This is a genomic window from Streptomyces griseorubiginosus (assembly GCF_001514195.1).
GTDB lineage: Bacteria > Actinomycetota > Actinomycetes > Streptomycetales > Streptomycetaceae > Streptomyces > Streptomyces griseorubiginosus.
Map to the genome: position 1 here is coordinate 658,024 of NZ_KQ948738.1, position 17,459 is coordinate 675,482.

Consider the following 17,459-nt stretch of genomic DNA (forward strand, 5'->3'; position numbering starts at 1 on the left):
TACCTCTGGACAGCTACACGATTTCCGCACTGGAAGGACGTTCAGCATGACCAGCGAACTGCCTCAATCCGTTCCGGCACCTGCCCGCCGTACCGTCGTGGCGGCGGTGGGCGCGGCGGGGCTCGCCGTGGCGCTGACCGCGTGCGGATCGGACGGCGACTCCTCGGGCTCGTCCACCAGCCAGGCCGACGCGAACGCGAGCGGCGGCGGGTCGAGTTCCGGCAGCGGCGCCTCGTCCGGCTCGGGCGGCACCGCGCTGGCGAAGACCAGCGACATCCCGGAGGGCGGTGGCACGATCTTCAAGGACAAGGGCGTGGTGGTCACCCAGCCCACGGCGGGCACCTTCAAGGCCTTCTCGTCCAAGTGCACCCACCAGGGCTGCGCGGTGGGCAGCGTGGCCAACGGCGTCATCGTGTGTCCGTGTCACAACAGCCAGTTCTCGGTCGAGGACGGCAGCGTCAAGAAGGGGCCCGCGACCCAGCCGCTGCCGGCCGCGCAGATCAGCGTGAGCGGGGACTCGATCACGCTGGCCTGACCCGCGTCCGCCGGGGTCGGCCGAGCGCGCCCAGCACCTCGTCGGTGGTCGCGATCGTGGCGACCAGCGCGAGGGTGTGGCGGATCATCACGGGGGTGTAGTCGGAGGGCACCCCCGCGACGGCGTCGCTCGGCACGACGACGGTGTACCCGCGGTTCACGGCGTCGAAGACGGCGTTCGGCACGGCCACGTTGGCGGAGACCCCGGTCACCACCAGGGTGCGGCAGCCGAGGTTGCGCAGCAGCGCGTCGACCTCGGTGCCCTGGATCGGCGAGAGCCCGTGCAGCCGCCGTACGACGAAGTCCTCCTCGCTCACCTCGATCGGGGCCGCCACCCGCACCGCGGCGGTCCCGGTCAGCTGCTGGACGGGCAGTCGTTCGGCGGCGTGGAACAGGCGGGCGTTGCGGTTCGCGCCGCGCCCGTCCGGACGGCGTTCGGCGATCGCGTGGATCACCTGCACCCCGCTCTCGTGGGCGGCGGCGACGAGCCGGGCGACGTTGGCGAGCGCGCCCGACTTCCGTGCCTCGCGGGCGAGTTCGGGCAGCGCGCTGTCCGGTCCGACGACACCCTGCTGGCACTCGACGGTGAGCAGCACGGTGGTCTCGGGAGCGAGGAGCTGGCTGAGTTGTCCGTACGACGGCACGGTTCCCCCTCGTCGCGGGTGGCCGGGGCCGGTGACAGTAGCGACCATTGCGTGCGGACGGAAGACGACCCATCCTTTTCTGACGTGATGTCAGAGGATCTCTCCTCTGACACGACGTGAGAGAAAGAGGGGGATGCATGACCGTCACTCAGCGCCGAGGCCGGAAGATCATGATGACGCCGGGCGAGCTGGACGAGTTCCTGACCAGCCAGCGCACCTGCCGGGTCGCCACGGTCTCGGGCGGCGGCGCCCCGCACGTGAGCACCCTGTGGTTCGCCTGGGACGGCACCTCGATGTGGCTGTACTCCGTGGTGCGCAGCAAGCGCTGGACCGATCTGCGCCGCGATCCACGGGTCGCGATCGTGGTCGACACGGGTGAGGAGTACGACGAACTGCGCGGCGTCGAGCTGTCCGGGACCGTGGACTTCGTGGGCGAGGCTCCGCGCACCGGTGAGCTGTGTGCCGAACTCGACGTCCCCGAGACCCTGTTCGCGCGCAAGAACTTCCGTCTGGAGGAGATGCCGCATGACGGCCGGCACGCGTGGATACGGCTGACGCCCGAGAAGATCGTGTCCTGGGACTTCCGCAAGCTGGGCTCCGCCTAGCTCAACCGGTCTGCCGTGCGGCCGACTTCAGCGCCTCGACCGCTGCCCGGATCGACGGGCGGCGGTCGGCGTCCGCGCGCCAGACCGCGTAGACGTGCCGGCTGACCGGTTGCCGCACCGGCACGGTCCGCACCCCGTCGGGGACCGGTCCGCGGCCGAGCCGGGGCGCCACGCACACGCCGAGTCCCGCCCCGACCAGGGCGAGTTGGGTCGCGTGCTCCTCCGCGCGGTGTGCGACGCGCGGCTCGATGCCCTTGGCGCGCAGAGTATGCATCAGCCACTCGTGGCAGAACTCGTTCTCGCCCCAGGTCACCCAGTCGTCGTCGGCGAAGTCCTCCAGGTCGACCTCGGCACGGTGCGCGTGGCGGTGGGTGACGGGCATCGCCACGTCGGCGGTGTCGTCGACGATCGACGCCTTCATCAGCCCGTCCGGCACGGGCAGCGGCTTGTTGTACCAGTCCAGGACGACCGCGAGGTCGTAGCCGCCGCGGAGCACCGTGCGCAGCGCGAGTTCCGGGTCCGTCTCGCACGAGGTGATCCGCAGCCCGGGGTGGGTGGAGCGCAGCGCGGCGAGCGCGGCCGGGAACAGGCCGCGGGCCGCCGTCGGGAACGCGGCGAGCCGCAACTCCCCGACCACCTGGCCGCGTTGGGCCTCCAGGTCGGACTGGGCGAGTTCGACGTGGGACAGGATGCGGGCCGCGTGCTCGGCCAGCAGGCGGCCGGCGTCGGTGAGCCGCACGCCCCGGCCGTTCCTGGCGAGGAGTTGCTGGCCGACCTCCCGCTCCAGTTTGGACAGTTGCTGCGAGACCGCCGACGTCGTGATGTGCAGCCCCTCGGCGGCACCGCTGACCGAGCCGTGCCGGGCCAGGGCGTCAAGGGTGCGCAGGCGCTCCAGGTTCAGCATGCCCGTCACCCTTCCACGCGCGGATGCGAGGTGCGCAGGCTCTCCAGGTTCAGCATGCGCGTCACCTTTCCACGCGGGGATGCGAGGTACGCAGGCGCTCCAGGTTCAGCATGCCCGTCACCTTTCCACGCGGGGGTGCGGGTGGGCATGGCCGGGCGCCGGGCCCGCGGCCTTGGCGACGGCGTCCGCCAAGGGGGTGACCTCTTCGGCCTTCAGGCTCGCGACGGTCACTCGGATTCCCTGGGGCGCGCCCATCCGGAACCGGGCTCCCGGTGCCACCGCCCAGCCCGCGTGCAGGAGCCGGGCCACCGCTCCGGTCTCGTCCTGGACGGGGATCCAGACGTTCAGTCCGCTGCGCCCGTGGGCCTCGACGCCCCGGACCGCGAGCGCCTCGATCAACCGGTCCCTGCGCTCGCGGTAGGCCGCGGCCACCTTCCCCGTGTCCAGCACGCCCTCCGCCCACAGGTTCACCACGGCCCGCTGGGTGATCCGGCTGACCCAGCCGGGGCCGAGGCGGTGCCGGCCGTGGACGCGGTCGACGGTGATGTCGTCGCCGGTGAGCACGGCGAGGCGCAGGTCGGGGCCGTAGGCCTTGGCCACCGAGCGGACGAAGGCCCAGTGGCGGGTGACACCGGCGAGGGGGTGCAGGGGGAGGTCGACGATGCCATGGCCGTGGTCGTCCTCGATCAGGAGGGTGTCCGGATGGTCCGCGAGGACCGCGCGCAGGGCACGCGCACGTAGGGCGGTCACCGATGCGCCGCTGGGATTCTGGGCCCGGTCCGTCACGATCAGGGCCCGGGCGCCCGCAGTCAGCGCCTGCCGTACGTCCTCGGCGAGGGGGCCCTCGTCGTCGACGCCCACCGGGGCGACGCGCAGGCCCAGGGCCGGGACCAGGTCGAGGAGGCTGCCCCAGCCGGGGTCCTCGACGGCGACGGTGTCGCCCGGCTTGAGGTGGGCGGCCAGGACCCGCTCGATGACGTCGAGGGAGCCGGAGGCGACGGCGAGCGGACCGGCCGGGACACCGTCCGCGGCGAGGGCCCCGCGGGCGAGCCGCGCCAGCTCCGGGTCCACCGTCGCGTCGCCGTAGAGGACCGGCTCCCGGTCGCCCTGTTCGGCGGCGGCCGCGAAGGCGGGGCCGAGCGGCGGCAGCAGCGCGGGGTCCGGGTTGCCGTTCGCCACGTCCCGCACGCCTTCCGGGACCTCCACGCGGATGTACTCGCGCCCCGTGGTCGCCGGTTTCGACCGCACCCGGCTGCCCCGGCGCCCGGCGGTCTCGATGACCCCGCGCTCCCGCAGGCTCCGGTAGGCGGCCGCGACCGTATTGGGATTCACGCCCAGCTGCCCGGCCAACTCCCGCATCGGCGGCAGCGGTTGACCGGGCTCCAGCTCTCCCGCACCCACCGCGCGCTCGACGCTCGCCGCAATCTCCGCTGCGCGCCGGCCTTCGATCCGATATCCTCCTAGCACAAAGCAGATTATGCACTAGTGCAATGGAGACCGCAATGCAGGGGACCACCGCGACCACGCCGGAGCCGACCGCCTACGCGCCGACCGACCGCACCGTCCCGACGCGCTCCGCCGACCGGGCCTCGTACGACAAGGACCTGGTGCACTCGATACTCGACGAGGGCTACGTCTGCCACCTCGGCTTCGTCCGGGACGGCGCGCCGGTGGTGCTGCCCACGCTCTACGGCCGGGTCGGCGAGCGGCTCTACGTCCACGGCTCCACCGGCTCGCGCCCGCTGCGGATGACCGGCCAGGCCGACCCCGGGCTGCCGGTGTGCCTGACGGTCACGCTCGTCGACGCGCTGATCCTGGCCCGCTCGGCCTTCCACCACTCCATCAACTACCGGTCGGTGGTGGTGCACGGCCTCGCCCACGACGTCACGGACCCCGAGGAGAAGCGCCTCGCCCTCGACGCCCTGGTCGACCACGTGGTCCCGGGCCGCGCCCAGGACTCCCGCCCCGCCAACAAGAAGGAACTGGCCGCGACCGCCGTGATCCGCCTCGACCTCGACGAGGTCTCCGCCAAGCTCCGCACCGGCGGGGTCAACGACGAGCCCGAGGACCTCGCCCTCCCCCACTGGGCCGGCGTCCTCCCGCTGCGCAAGGGCTACGGCTCCCCCGTCGCCGACGGCGACCTGGCCCCCGGCACCGAGGTCCCCGGCTACCTGACGGCCCTGTGATGCTGATCCACCCCTGGGACGCACCCGGGTCCGACGCGGAGTGGCAACAGTGGCTCCCCGTCCACGACTTCGGCCAGCTGGCCGTCAACGGGCCCGCGGGCGAACCGCCGTTCGTCCAGCCCCTGCACTTCTTCTACGACCCCGGGCGCGGCGAGGCTCTGACCCACCTGGCGCGGCCCAACCCGCTGTGGAGCGCGCTGGAGGCGAACCCCGAGGTCGTGCTGAGCGTGGTCGACGACTACGCCTACATCCCCGGCCCCTGGCAGGCGGACCCGGACGGCCCCGCCGCCCACGGCACCCCGACGAGTTTCTACGCGGCCGTCCAACTCCGTTGCCGGGCCCATGTGGTGGACGACCCGGCCGAGAAGGCCGCGCTGCTGAACCTCCAGGTCGGCCACTTCCAGCCGGAGGGCGGCTCCGCCGAGGTGGCGGTGGGCGAGGTGCCGTACGGACGGATGCTGTCGGGCATTCGGGGCCTGCGGCTCGAAGTGACCCAGGTGCGGGCGAAGTTCAAGTACGCCGGCAAGCGGACCGAGCAGGTGCGGGACCGGATCGCGGAGGGCCTGGCGGACCGGGGCGGTCCGGGGGACGCGGCGGCACGGGAGCATCTGCTGCGCCGGCAAGGCGCTTGAGCGAAGGGGCCCTTCGGCCACTGCGGGGCCCCTTCGCCGCGTCACGCGGCCACGCGCGCCTCCGTCACCGCCAGCCCCGCGACCGCGCCCAGCATCAGCAGGGTGCCCACCAGAGTCGTCACCGTGAGGTGCTCACCGAACAGCAGCACGGCCAGCACCGCCGCGCTCACCGGTTCGAGCAGCATGACCACGGAGACGGTGGTGGGCCGCACGACCGCGGCGGCCGCGAAGTAGAGACCGTAGGCGAGGGCGGTCGGCACCGTCGCCAGATACGCCAACAGGCCCAGCAGCAGGGCGGGTTGACCGGTGTGCGGGACCAGTCCCTCGGCCACCGCGAACGGCAGCAGGCACAGGCTGGTGACCGCGAACACCCCGATGGACGTACCGGTGGACTCCCCGTCGCCTGCGCGCGTGATCAGGGTCATCACACAGCACCCCGCCGCCGAGAGCAGCCCGAGAAACACACCCAGCGGGCGTACGGCCGCCCCCGCGCCGCCGAGCGTCAGCACGCCGAGTCCGGCGAGCGCGCCCACGACGGCGACGGCTCCGCTCCGGCCGAGCCGCTCCGCCAGGACCAGCCGTGCGCCGAGCGCGCTGAGGACGGGGCCCGCGCCCAGCGTGACGACGGTGGCCACGGCCAGTCCGGTGGACCGTACGGCGGCGAAGTAGGCGGTCTGGAACACCGCGAGTGCGACGCCCGAGCCGCCGACGCGCAGTGCCCGCCGGGCCAGGGGCTCCGAGACGGTCGTCCGCGCGCGTGGCCGGGCGATGCGGACGGCGAGCAGGACCGCCAGGCCGGTCGCGCAGCGCCAGAAGGACAGGGCAGCCGGGCCCAGGTCACTGGTGCGGTAGACGAGGGAGGCGACCGCTCCCGCGGTGCCCCAGGTGGTACCGGCGATGATCAGGTAGAGAAGGCCTCGCCCGGTGGGCAGGCCTGAGGAAGCATGCGACACGTGTTTCTCTCCGCAGACGCGCGACAGCGCGGAAGTTCGGAAAGGACGCCCGCACATCGGCGGGGTCCGCGGACTTCGTCTGCGGGCAGCACCGTCACGCCCGGCGGGTCGCCGGGCGTGGACTCCGGAGGGCCCGCCTCAGGCGGCCGGAGGCGGGGTGACGAGAAGGGGCGTGTGCATGGTCCCGAAGCCTAGGCGGCATTCTCCCGGGCGGACAACCGGGTTTCGGCGCCGCCGGTGGCGACCGGCTCCAGGGCGCCCTTGGCCGGGGTCGAGGACTGCGCGATGAAGGCGCCGAGGAGCACGACCGCGCCGCCCACGATCTGCGGTGCCGAGAGGTGCTCGCCGAGCAGCACCCAGGCGAGCACGGTCGCGACGACCGCCTCGAGGCAGGCCACCACTCCCGCTATCGCCGGGGAGAGCCTGCGCACCGAGACCACGCCGGTGACGTAGGCGAGGACGGTGGCCACCAGCACGATCCAGCCGAGCAGCAGCCCGGCGGCGACCGGGGTGCCGTTCATGTCGGCGCGGTGGGTGAGGACGGTGAAGTCCATGGTCCACGGACGGGCGACGACGGTCAGGACGGCGGTGCCGACGAGGAGGCCGTACGCGATCACGCCCAGCGGGTCGGGGGCCTGCCGGCCGCTGTCGCTGCCCTGGTCGGACAGGACGAAGTAGCCGACCTGGCAGCAGGCGGCGCCGAGCGCGAGGAGCAGCCCGAGGGCGTCGAAGCTCAGTCCCGACCAGACCTCGACGACACAGGCGAGTCCGCCGACCGCGAGGACCACGCCGAGTGCGGCGGCCCGGGTGACCTGCCGCCGCTGCACGAACCGCACCCAGCCGAGCACCATGGCGGGCGCGAGGTACTCCACGAGCAGGGCGACCCCGACGGGGATCCGGGAGATCGAGGCGAAGTAGAACGCCTGGACGCCGGCCACGCCCAGCAGGCCGAACCCGGCGAGCAGGGCGGGACGGCTGCGCAGCAGCGCGCGATGGCGTACGGCCAGCGGCAGCATGACGAGGGCGGCGCCCGCCACCCGCAGCCACACCACGTGGAGCGGGTCGAGGCCCGCCTCGATCAACGGCTTGGCCGCGACCCCGGATCCACCGAAGGCGAGCGCGGACACCAGCGCGAGACCGAGTCCTGCGCCTTTGCCGTCACCGGCCCTGCTGCTCTCAGAGGTATGCACCGACCCATGATGACAGGGGAGGACATGAGCGTCACCCCCGTTGACTCCTGTCTCATCGGATGGACCGTGCCGGATGCGCCGTGGGACGCGCGGATGGGCCGCGGGACGCTCCCGTGCCGGGCGGGCTATGGGACGCGCGGATGGGCCGCGGGGCGCTCCCGTGCCGGACGGGCCGCGTGGGACGCCCCTAGCGATCCCTGCGCCCAGGCCGGCCCCCCAGGCCTCCCGGCAGCAGGCCGTCGAGCCGTGCGCGCACCTCCCCGGCGTCGATCCCGGCGCGGGCCAGCACCTCCACGGCCCGGGACCCGGGGTCCACCAGGATCGCCGCCAGCAGGTCGACGCCCCGGGCCGGGCCGCCGTCGCGGTGCCCGGCCCGGACCCGGGCGTACTCCATGGCCTCGGCGCCGAGCGGCGAGAAGCCCTCGGCCGCAGCCGTGACGGGGTCGGCGCCGAGGGTTCCAGGCGCGGTCACGACGGGAACGGCGCCGGAGTCCTCGACCGTGCCCTGCCAGCGCAGTCCGTAGCCGATGCTGCGCTGCACGAGGTACCCGAGCAGCCGCGGCAGATGGGGCTCGTCCTCGAAGACGGCACAGGCCTCCGGGTCGGCGTCCAGCAGGGAGTGCAGCAGATGGGCCGTGTCGACCTGCCGGTCCCCGTCCCGGAGGGCGCGCCTGCGGGCGCCGGAGACGACCGCTGCCAGTTCCGCGCTGAGCCTTGCGTCGCCGTCGGGGGCGACCTGCGGCGGGCGGTCCTGGTCGCGGGCCGACTGCCGGGGGATACGGGGGTGCACATCCCCCACCTCATCAGCCCCACCCCGGCGCGTCATCGCCGAGGCGAAGCATTTCCGCGTCCCACGCAGAGCGGACCCGAGGGGCCGAAATCTCCTCCTCAGGGAGGAGATCAGGCGCTGGTGCCCCGGTGGGCGCGCGCCGCCTCGCCCTGCGCCCCCGGCGCAACCGCGATGCGAGGCCACTCGTCCCCCACAGGCGTGGAGAGCGGGAGCTGGCTGGTGGCCCTGCCGGCCGTGGACGGCAAGCAGTACGTGTACCGGGTGTACGCCCCGGAGGACGCACGGCCCGCCGACCTGTTCTGGCAGGCCTGGCACTGCCACGACGAGAGCACGTACCCGCGCGCGTGGGACCTCTTCGACGCCGCGACGATACGGCCGGTCCGCTGAACCGGCGTTCCCGAGCCGGGTCCGGCCTTTCTGACGGTCATTTCCCTACGGCCATTTCCTGACGGTCATTTCCTGACGGTTCATCAGTATTGAATGTTGCGACGCCTGCGGCTACTTTCCGCGACACCACAGCCCGACACGAAGAGGTGGCCGCATGGCGGAAATCAGCGCGGAGGCACTCGTCCAGGCACCCGCGGACAAGGTCTGGGCCCAGCTCACGGACTGGTCCTCGTACGGGGAGTGGAACGCCACCCACACCAGCTTCCCCAAGGGCGGCCCCGCGGTGCTCGAAGTGGGCGCGACCTTCCAGGAAAACATGAAGCTGATGGGCTTCCCCGCCGAGGTCGAGTGGACCGTCGACCAGGTGGAGCCGGCCCGGCTGCTGGCCATCCGGGGCAAGGGTCCGATGGCGGTGAGCGTGGCCACGCGCTACACACTGACCCCCGACGGCGACGCCACCGACGTCCGCATCGACGGGGAGTTCACCGGCGCCGCCGTGTCCCTGATGGCGGGCAAGCTCAAGGACTCGGGGACCGCGGCACTGAACGAGTCCCTGCGGAAGCTTGCCGGACTGGTGGAGTGAGCCCGGAGTGAGCATGAAGTGAGCGGCCCGCACGCGAAGGGCGCCCCGCGGATCTCTCCACTGGGCGCCCTTGGACCGCCGTACGACCGTCAGTCCTCGTCGGCGAGGATGAGGTACAGCTTCTTGCGGGCCTCGTTGATGACGGCCACCGCCTTGTCGCGCTGCTCCTTGTTGCCGGTCTTCCAGACCTGGCCGAAGGCCTCCATCAGGCCGAAGCCGGCCTGGCGGATCTCACCGAGCGCCTCGAAGTCGATGCCGCGGGAGGCTTCCTCCCAGGGCGCGTCGGGGCCCTCGTCGGCAGCGGTACGGCCGGCCTCGGTGAGCGAGAACAGCTTCTTGCCGCCCTCGCTCTCGCTGGCGATCAGCCCCTCGTCCTCCAACAGCTGGAGGGTGGGGTACACCGAGCCGGGGCTGGGCTTCCACGCCCCGCCGCTGCGCTCGGCGATCTCCTGGATCATCTCGTAACCGTGCATGGGCCGGTCCTTCAGCAGGGCCAGGATCGAGGCCCGTACGTCACCGCGCCGCGCCCTTCCCCTGGGTCCGCCCCTCCCCCTCGGGCCCCAGGGCCCTGGGCCGAACCCCGGCCCGCCGAAGGGTCCACCGGGACCACCGGGCCCTCCGGGACCGAACGGCCCGAAGGCACCACGCCGTCCCTCGAAGCCACCTCGGCCCTGACGACCGGCTCCACCATGTCCACGCTCGAATCCGTGGGAACGCATCGCAATCACTCCATTCCATCGTTGATCTGTCGCGATGCTTCAACGATATATCGGAAGAGTTCGCATGGCAAGGCCCGGCGACGGAGTTCTCGTGCGTTGTCGTGCGTTGGCCGACGGGAGCGCGTGCACGGGCACCGGGTCGGCAGCGTTCGCCCAGGTCGGGAAACCCGCCGACCCGAGCGCCTCAACTGCCCAGTGCAGCCCGCAGACTGCTCGCCATCAGGTCGATCGCCGCTCTCCCGCTCGGCGCCGGGCCCACGTGGGTGAAGTAGTGGTCCACACCCTCGAAGACGCGGTGGGTGACCGGGACGCCCGCGGCCTCCAGGGCCTTCGCGTAGGCGTCGCCCTCGTCGCGCAGGCGGTCGTTCTCCGCCGTGATGACCAGCGCGGGCGGAAGGCCGGCCAGGTCGTCGGCGAGACCGGGCGAGACCAGGGGGTGGGCGCGGTCGGCGGGGTCCGGGACGTAGGCCGCCGTGAAGATCCGCATGAGCTGCGGGGACAGCAGCGGCTTGGCGACGAGTGACCGCTTGGTCGCCGGGTCGGTCAACTGGTCCAGCGGGGCCGAGTCGATGATCTGGAGCCGAGGCGTGAAGGTGCCCCGCTCCCTGGCCAGGCGGCACACCGCAGCGGTCAGATTGCCCCCGGCGCTGTGTCCGCCGACGGCGAGGCGCGAGCCGTCCCAGCCGCCCCCGGCGCCGTTTCCGGCGATCCACGCGGTGACGTCGTAGGCCTGGGTCACGGCGGCCGGGTACGGCCGCTGCGGCGCGACGGCGTAGTCCACGTTGACCACGACACAGCCGGCGGTCGCCGCGATGTAGCGGCAGAGGTGGTCGTCCTGCTCGGGGCGGGCCACCACGAACCCGCCCCCGTGGAAGTTGACGTACACGGGGGCGGGCGCGTCGGCGGCGGTGCCCGTGGGGCGGTAGACGGTGCACTTCACCGGGCCGGCGCCGGTCTGCACCCGGAGGGTCTCGGTGTACGCCGGGATGTCGGTGAAGCGGAGGTCCTTGTGGACCCGGGCCATGACCCGGCCCAGCAGGAGCTGGATCCCTCTGGCCTGGATTCGGGGGCTGAGCGGCATGACAGGACACCCATCGCTACAAATTTAAAGTAACAGGATTCCTGATAATGGGGGCCTGACCGCTCATCGCGCAACAGTCGGTGCCGCTCCGCCTTCGACATGGGCCCCGGGGCTCACGGTCAGCCGACCCCCGGCTCCCCGGGCTCCAAGGTCAACCGGGTCTCCGCCCCCACCCGCGTCAGCTTCTCCGGGTTCCGTACGTAGTACATCCCGCTGATCCGCCCGTCCTCCACCTGCACCGCGAGGACGCCGTCCATCTCGCCGTTGACGTGGAGCACGAGCGCCGGGCTGCCGTTGACCACGGTCGGCTCGCAGGTGAAGGAGACGGTGAACTTGGCGATGCCGCCGAAGATGAAGCGGGCGACCTTGTCGGCGGTGACGACCGGCCGCATCGCCGCCTGCTTGATGCCGCCGCCGTCGCTGACCAGGACCACGTCGGGCGCGAGCACGTCGAGCAGTCCTTGCAGGTCCCCGGTCTCCAGCGCGAGCCGGAACGACTCCACCGCGGCCCGGGTCTCACTCGCGGAGGCCGTTCTGCGCGGGCGGCGCGCGTCGACGTGCCGACGGGCGCGGTGCGCGATCTGGCGCACCGCGTCGGGGCTCTTCTCCACGGCGGCCGCGATCTCGTCGTAGTCCACGTCGAAGACCTCGCGCAGCACGAACACCGCGCGCTCCGTCGGGGACAAGGTCTCCAGGACGCACATCAACGCCATCGACAGACTCTCGGACAGCTCCACGTCCTCGGCCACGTCCGGCGCCGTGATCAGCGGCTCGGGCAGCCACTGGCCGACGTAGGCCTCCTTGCGACGCGTCATGCTCCGCAGCCGGTTGAGGGCCTGCCGGGTGGTGATGCGGACCAGGTAGGCGCGCGGGTCCTGCACCCGCTCCAGGTCCACCTTGACCCATCGCATCCAGGTCTCCTGAAGGACGTCCTCCGCGTCGGCCGCCGATCCGAGCATCTCGTAGGCGACGGTGAAGAGCAGGTTGCGGTGGGCCACGAACGTGTCGGTGGCGTGATCAGTCATGTTCCGGTCCTTCCCCCGATCGCAAGCGGATCAGACCATCTGTTCGACGGTGGTCGCGGTCCCCGCAGTGGTCGCGGTCTCCCCGGTGGTCGCGCTCTCCGAAGCGGTCGCGCTCTCCGAAGCGGTCGTGCTCTCCGAAGCGGTCGTGCTCTCGGAAGCGGTCGTGCTCTTTGAGGCCGCCGCGGTCTCCGCGCGCCGGGCGTCGAGCTGCGCCTGTCGCGCGGGGCCGCCCGAGACCTTGTGCAGCCGGTACGAACCGGGCTTGCCCGCCTCACCCGCGAGGTGCTTGATGATGCCCTGGCACACGAACTCCTTCACCCGCGCGCCGGGACGACCGCCGATGTGGACCCCCACCGCGACGTCGGAGCGGCGAGCGAACTGGAAGATCCCGGCACCTCGGCCGAGGCTGATGCACTGACCGGCGAACGCCTCGTTGAGGGGCGCCGGCACCCCCTGCTCGATCCGGCTGAGGACGGTGTCGGCGGCGCGCGCGCCCAGCGGGATCGCGGCCTGGCAGCTCATGCGCAGCGGCAGGTCCGAGGGCGCCGCCGAGTCCCCGGCCGCCACGATGCGCTCGTCGTCCACGCTGGTCAGGGTCTCGTCGGTGAGCAGCCGCCCCAGCGCGTCGGTGGTCAGCCCGCTGCGCGCGGCCAGGTCGGGCACGCCGAAGCCGACGGTCCAGACGGTCAGCGCACTGGGGAGCGTACGGCCGTCGGAGAGCCATACGGAATCGCCGCTCACGGCGGTCACCCGCACGCCCTCCACCACCGTCACGCCGAGCCCGGCGAGTCGGCGGGCGACCGAGCGCCGGCCCTTCCGGTGCAGGTAGGGGCCGAGCACTCCGCCGCAGACCAGGGTCACGGCGTGGCCCTGCTCCGCCAGTTCGGCGGCGGTCTCGATGCCGGTCGGACCGGCGCCGACGATCGTCACCGGGGCCGCGGCGGAGACCGTCTCGACGAGGGGACGCAGCCGCTCGGCGTCCTCCAGGGTGGCGATCGGGTGGGCGAACTCGGCCGCTCCCGGCACGCTCGGGTCGGCGCTGCCGCTGCCCACCGCGTAGACCAGGTAGTCGTAGCCGAGCGTGCCGCCGCTCGCGAGCGCCACCTCGCGCCCGTCGGCGTCGATCCGCGACACCGTGTCGACGACCAGCCGGACCCCCTCGGCGAGGACCTTCCGGTACTCGACGACCGCGGGGTGCGTGCCGCCCACCAGCTGGTGCAGCCGGATCCGCTCGACGAAGTCCGGGCGCGGGTTGATCAGGGTCACCGTCACGTCGTCGCGCAGGGTCAGCCGGTTGGCCGCCATGACGCCCGCGTAGCCGCCACCGATCACGAGGACCTCGGTGTTCATGGTGTCTCCTTGGTGTCGGATGCGTCCGCCTCGAGGTCGTCCCTCAAGGGGTTCGGCATCAAGACACCGGGCGGCGGACCACCGTGACAGGATGTGACCCAGATCACTTCTGGGGTCGAGAAAGTCGGTCCAGTCGCACCGGATTGGCCTTTTTCTCCAGGCCAATCCGCCCCTACTGTCGGCCCATGCGCATCCGAATCGTCGACGCCTTCACCGACCGTCCCTTCGCCGGCAACCCGGCCGGGGTCCTGCTCCTGGACGATGCCTTCCCGGACGACGACCGGCTCCAGAACATCGCCCTGGAGGTCAACCACGCCGAGACGGCCTTCGCCCACCGGCTCCCCGGGGGCGGCGAGGCCGACTGGGCGCTGCGGTGGTTCACGCCCGCCACCGAGGTGGCCATGTGCGGCCACGCCACCCTCGCCACGGCCCACGTCCTGCACACCACCGGCGTCCACGCGGGCCCGGTGCGGTTCGCCACCCGCAGCGGGGTCCTCGTCGCCACACCGGCCGAGGACGGCTCGATCACCCTGGACTTCCCGACGGCCCCGCTCACCCCGGTGGCGACCCCCGCGGGGGTCGCCGAAGCGCTGGGCGCCGAACCGCTCACGGCGTTCGACACCGGCCCGAACATCGGCGACCTGCTGCTCGAACTGGGCGACGAGAAGACGGTCCACGCCCTGCACCCTGATCTCAAGGCGCTCGCCGCCTACTCGGAGAGGGGCATCATCGCCACCGCACGCGCCGAGAACCCGGAGCTGGGTTACGACTTCGTCTCCCGCTGCTTCTTCCCGAACGTCGGCATCGACGAGGACCCGGTCACCGGCAGCGCCCACACCGCCCTGGCCCCCTACTGGTCGCGGCGCCTCGGCCGTACGACACTCACGGGACTCCAGGCCTCACCCCGCTCGGGCCGTGTGTGCACCGACCTGCGCGGCGAGCGCACCCTGTTGACGGGTCGCGCGGTCACGGTCATCGAGGGCGAGCTGCTCACCTGAGTGCCAGGAACAGGCCGCTCCCCCGAGTCACGCCGTAGGCAGCCAGCCCACCTTCCCCGCGAGCAGCGCGTACCCCACGAACGCCCCGATGTCGAGCAGGGAATGCGCCACCACCAGGGGCCCCACCCGCCCCCAGCGCCGGTACAGGTAGACGAACACCACGCCCATCACCATGTTGCCGATGAACCCGCCGACGCCCTGGTACAGGTGGTAGCTGCCGCGCAGCACGGAACTGGCCACCAGTGCCGTCCCCGGGGTCCAGCCCAGCTGACCGAGCCGCCGCAGCAGGTAGCCGACCACGATCACCTCTTCGAGGATCGCGTTCTGCATCGCCGAGAGGATCAGCACCGGGTACTTCCACCAGACGTCGGGAAGCGCCTCGGGCACCACCGTGAGATTGAAGCCGAGCCCCCGCGCGGCCAGGTAGAAGGCGATTCCGGTACTGCCGATCACGGCCGCGATCCCGGCCCCGCGCACGAGGTCGAACCCAGGCCGGGTGCGGTCGAAGCCCAGGGTCCTGAGGCTCTCGCCCTCGCGCAGCAGAAGGTGCGCGACCAGGAGGACGGGGACCAGGGCCGACGCGATCCCGAAGAGCTGCCAGGCGAGATCCAGCCAGGGACGGCCGGGCGCGGCCGAGGCGTTGAGGGTCGCCGCCTGGTCCTTGAGTCCCCCCGGTTTGGTGACCGATCCGACAAAACTGATCAGCGCGGACACACCGCTCGCACCGAGCGAAAGCCCCAGAACGAGCAGCGTCTCGTCACGGAAGAACTTCCGTGAGAGCGCCCGCTGCGGAAAAGAATCGGCCACTGCCCCTTCCTCCGCCTGCACACCTGCCTCCAGTTGAGTAATCCAGCCTCATCCCCACCACCGCCCCGCTAGGGTCCTTCGAAAGAAGTTACGAAGATCGTGCGCCAGGCCGTCGGGGGGACGGACGCCGTACGGGGTTCACCGCCCCTGTCCTGCCCTGCACGGCCGTGCCGGTACGGAGCGAGCGACAGGGGAGGGCACCACCGTCATGGGACGTCACAGCTTGCCCGATCAGTATGGGGCGGGCGGCAGCGACCCCCGTCCACGCTCACGCCGCCGGACCGTGGGCATCGCGACGGCGCTCGCCCTGGCCGCCGCCGGCGGTACGGCCGCCGCCGTCCAGGGCGGTCTGCTCTCCTTCGGCTCCTCCTGCCGGGACGAGGCGGTACGGCTGGAGGTCGCCGCCTCCCCCGACGTGGCCCCGGCCCTGCGAGCCGCCGCGGAGCGGGCCCACGACGAGAACCTCACCTCGGACGGCCGCTGCGTCGACATCTCGGTGACCGCACGAGAGTCGTACAGGGTCCGGGACACCCTCGCGGCCGGCAAGGACCCGGGCGCCCAGGTGTGGGTGCCGGACTCGGACGTGTGGGTGGAGCAGATCGACACGGACGGCGGTGCGACGGAGGTGGCACGGGTCGGGAACGTGGCCTCCAGCCCGGTCGGGGTGGCGATGGTGCCGTCCGCCGCGCGCTCGCTGGGCTGGCCGAAGAAGACGTACGGCTGGCTGGAGCTGGCCGGCGCCACCCTGAAGGACGACTCCCTCAGGCTGGGCGCCGCCGATCCCGCGCGCAGTGCGACCGGACTGCTCGCCCTCACCCGGCTCAGTGACGCGGCCGGGCAGGGCAAGGGCGGGGAGACCCGGGCGGCGGCGATGATGAAGTCGCTCTCGCAGCGCATCTCGGACAGCGACGGCCAGGTGGTGGAGACGCTCCCCCGGGGCGCCTCCGGCACCGAGCAGGGCAACCCGCGGCGCAACCAGGCCCTGGTCCTGTCCGAACAGGCGGCGTTCGCGCACAACTCCTCGACGGACTCCGGGGACGGACTCGACTTCTTCTACCCGAAGGACGGTTCACCCCGGCTGGACTACCCGTACGCGCTCGTCGACCAGACCCGGCTGAGCACGGACGAGAGCCGCGCGGCGATCCGGTTCATGACGTATCTGCGCAGGCCCGAGCAGGAACAGCTGCTGACGGAACGGGGGTTCAGGACGTCCGACGACCAGGTGTCGTCCTCCCTGGTCGCGAAGGCCGGCGGGAAGGTGCCGCAGCCGTATACGGCGGCCGCAGTCGAGCCCGCCTCAGCGGCGGCCCTCCAGCAGGCGCTCGGCACCTGGACGATCACCGTGCAGAGCGCGCGGATCACGACGGTGGTCGACGCGTCCGCGTCCATGTCCGAGACGGTTCCGGGCACCGGCCGTTCCCGGATGGACGTCACCAAGGAGTCCCTCCTCCAAGCCCTTTCGACCTTCACCCAGGAGGACGAGATCGGTCTGTGGGAGTTCTCCACCAAGCTCGACGGCGACAAGGACTACAAGGTCCTGGTGCCGACGCGGCGGCTGGGCGGCAGCGGGGGCGGAAGCGGCGCCGGCACCCAACGCGAGCGCCTGTCGGCGGCGTTCGGGGGGCTGAAGCCGGTGCCGGGCGGGGCGACGGGGCTGTACGACACCACGCTCGCCGCATACCGGTCGGCGACCTCCTCCTACGCCCGGGGCAAGTTCAACGCGCTGGTGATCCTGACCGACGGTGTCAACGAGGACCCGGGAAGCATCTCGCGGGCGAAGTTGATCTCCGAACTCGAGAGGCTCTCCGACCGCGAGCGCCCCGTCCCCCTCATCGTCATCGCGGTCGGCCCCGACGCCGACCGGGCCGAGGCCCAGCAGCTGGCCGGGGCCACCCGCGGCTCGGGCCAACAGGTCAACGACCCGTCCCAGATCCACACGGTCATCCTGAAGGCGATCGTGGCGGCGGGAGCCCAGAGCAGCGGCAACGGCAGCGGCAGCGGCAGCGGCAGCGGCAGCGGCAGCGGCAGCGGCAGCGGCAGCGGCAGCGGCTGATCGTCGGCCTCGACCGCC

At 72.3% G+C, this 17,459-nt stretch carries 19 protein-coding genes; 8 read left to right on the plus strand and 11 right to left on the minus strand.

Going from position 1 to position 17,459, the window contains the following annotated elements; translation table 11 throughout:
• Positions 1 to 46: 46 nt before the first annotated feature.
• Positions 47 to 535 (plus strand): Rieske (2Fe-2S) protein, encoded by a 489-nt coding sequence (locus AQJ54_RS25570; protein WP_062241217.1) that lies wholly within the window; start codon positions 47 to 49, stop codon positions 533 to 535.
• Here AQJ54_RS25570 and AQJ54_RS25575 read toward each other — a convergent pair.
• The gene (locus AQJ54_RS25575; protein ID WP_062026152.1) at positions 522 to 1,178 is read right to left on the minus strand and encodes a cysteine hydrolase family protein; all 657 of its coding nucleotides are present in this window, start codon (positions 1,176 to 1,178) and stop codon (positions 522 to 524) included. The genes AQJ54_RS25570 and AQJ54_RS25575 overlap by 14 nt on opposite strands.
• Before the next feature lie 137 nt (positions 1,179 to 1,315).
• Between AQJ54_RS25575 and AQJ54_RS25580 the strand changes: the two genes are divergently transcribed.
• Positions 1,316 to 1,783, plus strand: a complete 468-nt coding sequence (locus tag AQJ54_RS25580; RefSeq protein WP_030316245.1) for a pyridoxamine 5'-phosphate oxidase family protein — start codon at positions 1,316 to 1,318, stop codon at positions 1,781 to 1,783.
• Position 1,784: 1 nt separating this feature from the next.
• Here the strand turns inward: AQJ54_RS25580 and AQJ54_RS25585 are convergent, their stop codons facing one another.
• Complete coding sequence (locus AQJ54_RS25585) at positions 1,785 to 2,687, minus strand: LysR family transcriptional regulator (RefSeq protein ID WP_062026151.1); 903 nt, start codon at positions 2,685 to 2,687, stop codon at positions 1,785 to 1,787.
• 117 nt (positions 2,688 to 2,804) lie between these two features.
• Positions 2,805 to 4,154, minus strand: coding sequence for an aminotransferase class I/II-fold pyridoxal phosphate-dependent enzyme (locus tag AQJ54_RS25590; RefSeq protein WP_062241219.1), 1,350 nt, complete (start codon positions 4,152 to 4,154; stop codon positions 2,805 to 2,807).
• A gap of 35 nt (positions 4,155 to 4,189) precedes the next feature.
• On the opposite strand from AQJ54_RS25590, the gene AQJ54_RS25595 reads away from it, so the two are divergent.
• Together AQJ54_RS25595 and AQJ54_RS25600 are read left to right on the plus strand one after the other, a co-directional pair.
• Positions 4,190 to 4,873 carry a pyridoxamine 5'-phosphate oxidase family protein gene (locus AQJ54_RS25595; RefSeq protein ID WP_062241221.1) on the plus strand — a complete coding sequence of 228 codons (684 nt, stop codon included), beginning with the start codon at positions 4,190 to 4,192 and terminating at the stop codon, positions 4,871 to 4,873.
• Positions 4,873 to 5,505, plus strand: a complete 633-nt coding sequence (locus tag AQJ54_RS25600) for an FMN-binding negative transcriptional regulator (RefSeq protein WP_062241223.1) — start codon at positions 4,873 to 4,875, stop codon at positions 5,503 to 5,505. Before AQJ54_RS25595 ends, AQJ54_RS25600 begins: the two co-directional genes overlap by 1 nt.
• Positions 5,506 to 5,546: 41 nt before the next feature.
• On the opposite strand, the gene AQJ54_RS25605 is transcribed toward AQJ54_RS25600, so the two are convergent.
• The 3 genes from AQJ54_RS25605 to AQJ54_RS25615 all read right to left on the minus strand — a co-directional run bounded on the left by AQJ54_RS25605 (position 5,547) and on the right by AQJ54_RS25615 (position 8,438).
• On the minus strand, positions 5,547 to 6,458 hold the full coding sequence (locus AQJ54_RS25605; protein WP_062241225.1) for a DMT family transporter: 912 nt from the start codon (positions 6,456 to 6,458) through the stop codon (positions 5,547 to 5,549).
• 191 nt (positions 6,459 to 6,649) lie between these two features.
• A complete protein-coding gene (locus AQJ54_RS25610) occupies positions 6,650 to 7,648 on the minus strand; it encodes an EamA family transporter (protein ID WP_062241227.1) in 999 nt (332 codons plus the stop codon).
• A 187-nt stretch (positions 7,649 to 7,835) separates the two neighbouring features.
• Positions 7,836 to 8,438, minus strand: coding sequence for a Clp protease N-terminal domain-containing protein (locus tag AQJ54_RS25615; protein WP_079070013.1), 603 nt, complete (start codon positions 8,436 to 8,438; stop codon positions 7,836 to 7,838).
• A gap of 198 nt (positions 8,439 to 8,636) precedes the next feature.
• On the opposite strand from AQJ54_RS25615, the gene AQJ54_RS45750 reads away from it, so the two are divergent.
• Both AQJ54_RS45750 and AQJ54_RS25620 read left to right on the plus strand, forming a co-directional pair.
• Positions 8,637 to 8,825 (plus strand): hypothetical protein, encoded by a 189-nt coding sequence (locus AQJ54_RS45750; RefSeq protein WP_159055556.1) that lies wholly within the window; start codon positions 8,637 to 8,639, stop codon positions 8,823 to 8,825.
• Positions 8,826 to 8,979: 154 nt separating this feature from the next.
• Entirely contained in the window at positions 8,980 to 9,408 is a 429-nt protein-coding gene (locus AQJ54_RS25620) for a type II toxin-antitoxin system Rv0910 family toxin (RefSeq protein WP_062026143.1), read from the plus strand.
• 89 nt (positions 9,409 to 9,497) lie between these two features.
• Here AQJ54_RS25620 and AQJ54_RS43825 read toward each other — a convergent pair whose 3' ends face one another.
• The 4 genes from AQJ54_RS43825 to AQJ54_RS25640 form a co-directional block, all read right to left on the minus strand.
• Positions 9,498 to 10,127 carry a PadR family transcriptional regulator gene (locus AQJ54_RS43825; RefSeq protein ID WP_028810074.1) on the minus strand — a complete coding sequence of 210 codons (630 nt, stop codon included), beginning with the start codon at positions 10,125 to 10,127 and terminating at the stop codon, positions 9,498 to 9,500.
• Between the two features lie 184 nt (positions 10,128 to 10,311).
• On the minus strand, positions 10,312 to 11,208 hold the full coding sequence (locus AQJ54_RS25630) for an alpha/beta hydrolase (RefSeq protein WP_062241231.1): 897 nt from the start codon (positions 11,206 to 11,208) through the stop codon (positions 10,312 to 10,314).
• 119 nt (positions 11,209 to 11,327) lie between these two features.
• Positions 11,328 to 12,233 carry an RNA polymerase sigma-70 factor gene (locus AQJ54_RS25635; protein ID WP_062026140.1) on the minus strand — a complete coding sequence of 302 codons (906 nt, stop codon included), beginning with the start codon at positions 12,231 to 12,233 and terminating at the stop codon, positions 11,328 to 11,330.
• A 30-nt stretch (positions 12,234 to 12,263) separates the two neighbouring features.
• On the minus strand, positions 12,264 to 13,583 hold the full coding sequence (locus AQJ54_RS25640) for an NAD(P)/FAD-dependent oxidoreductase (RefSeq protein WP_062241233.1): 1,320 nt from the start codon (positions 13,581 to 13,583) through the stop codon (positions 12,264 to 12,266).
• Positions 13,584 to 13,768: 185 nt separating this feature from the next.
• On the opposite strand from AQJ54_RS25640, the gene AQJ54_RS25645 reads away from it, so the two are divergent.
• Positions 13,769 to 14,581, plus strand: a complete 813-nt coding sequence (locus AQJ54_RS25645; RefSeq protein WP_062241235.1) for a PhzF family phenazine biosynthesis protein — start codon at positions 13,769 to 13,771, stop codon at positions 14,579 to 14,581.
• A gap of 27 nt (positions 14,582 to 14,608) precedes the next feature.
• Here AQJ54_RS25645 and AQJ54_RS25650 read toward each other — a convergent pair whose 3' ends face one another.
• The gene (locus AQJ54_RS25650) at positions 14,609 to 15,409 is read right to left on the minus strand and encodes a CPBP family intramembrane glutamic endopeptidase (RefSeq protein ID WP_062026138.1); all 801 of its coding nucleotides are present in this window, start codon (positions 15,407 to 15,409) and stop codon (positions 14,609 to 14,611) included.
• A gap of 187 nt (positions 15,410 to 15,596) precedes the next feature.
• On the opposite strand from AQJ54_RS25650, the gene AQJ54_RS25655 reads away from it, so the two are divergent.
• A complete protein-coding gene (locus AQJ54_RS25655) occupies positions 15,597 to 17,441 on the plus strand; it encodes a substrate-binding and VWA domain-containing protein (RefSeq protein WP_248845438.1) in 1,845 nt (614 codons plus the stop codon).
• Positions 17,442 to 17,459 lie beyond the last annotated feature (18 nt).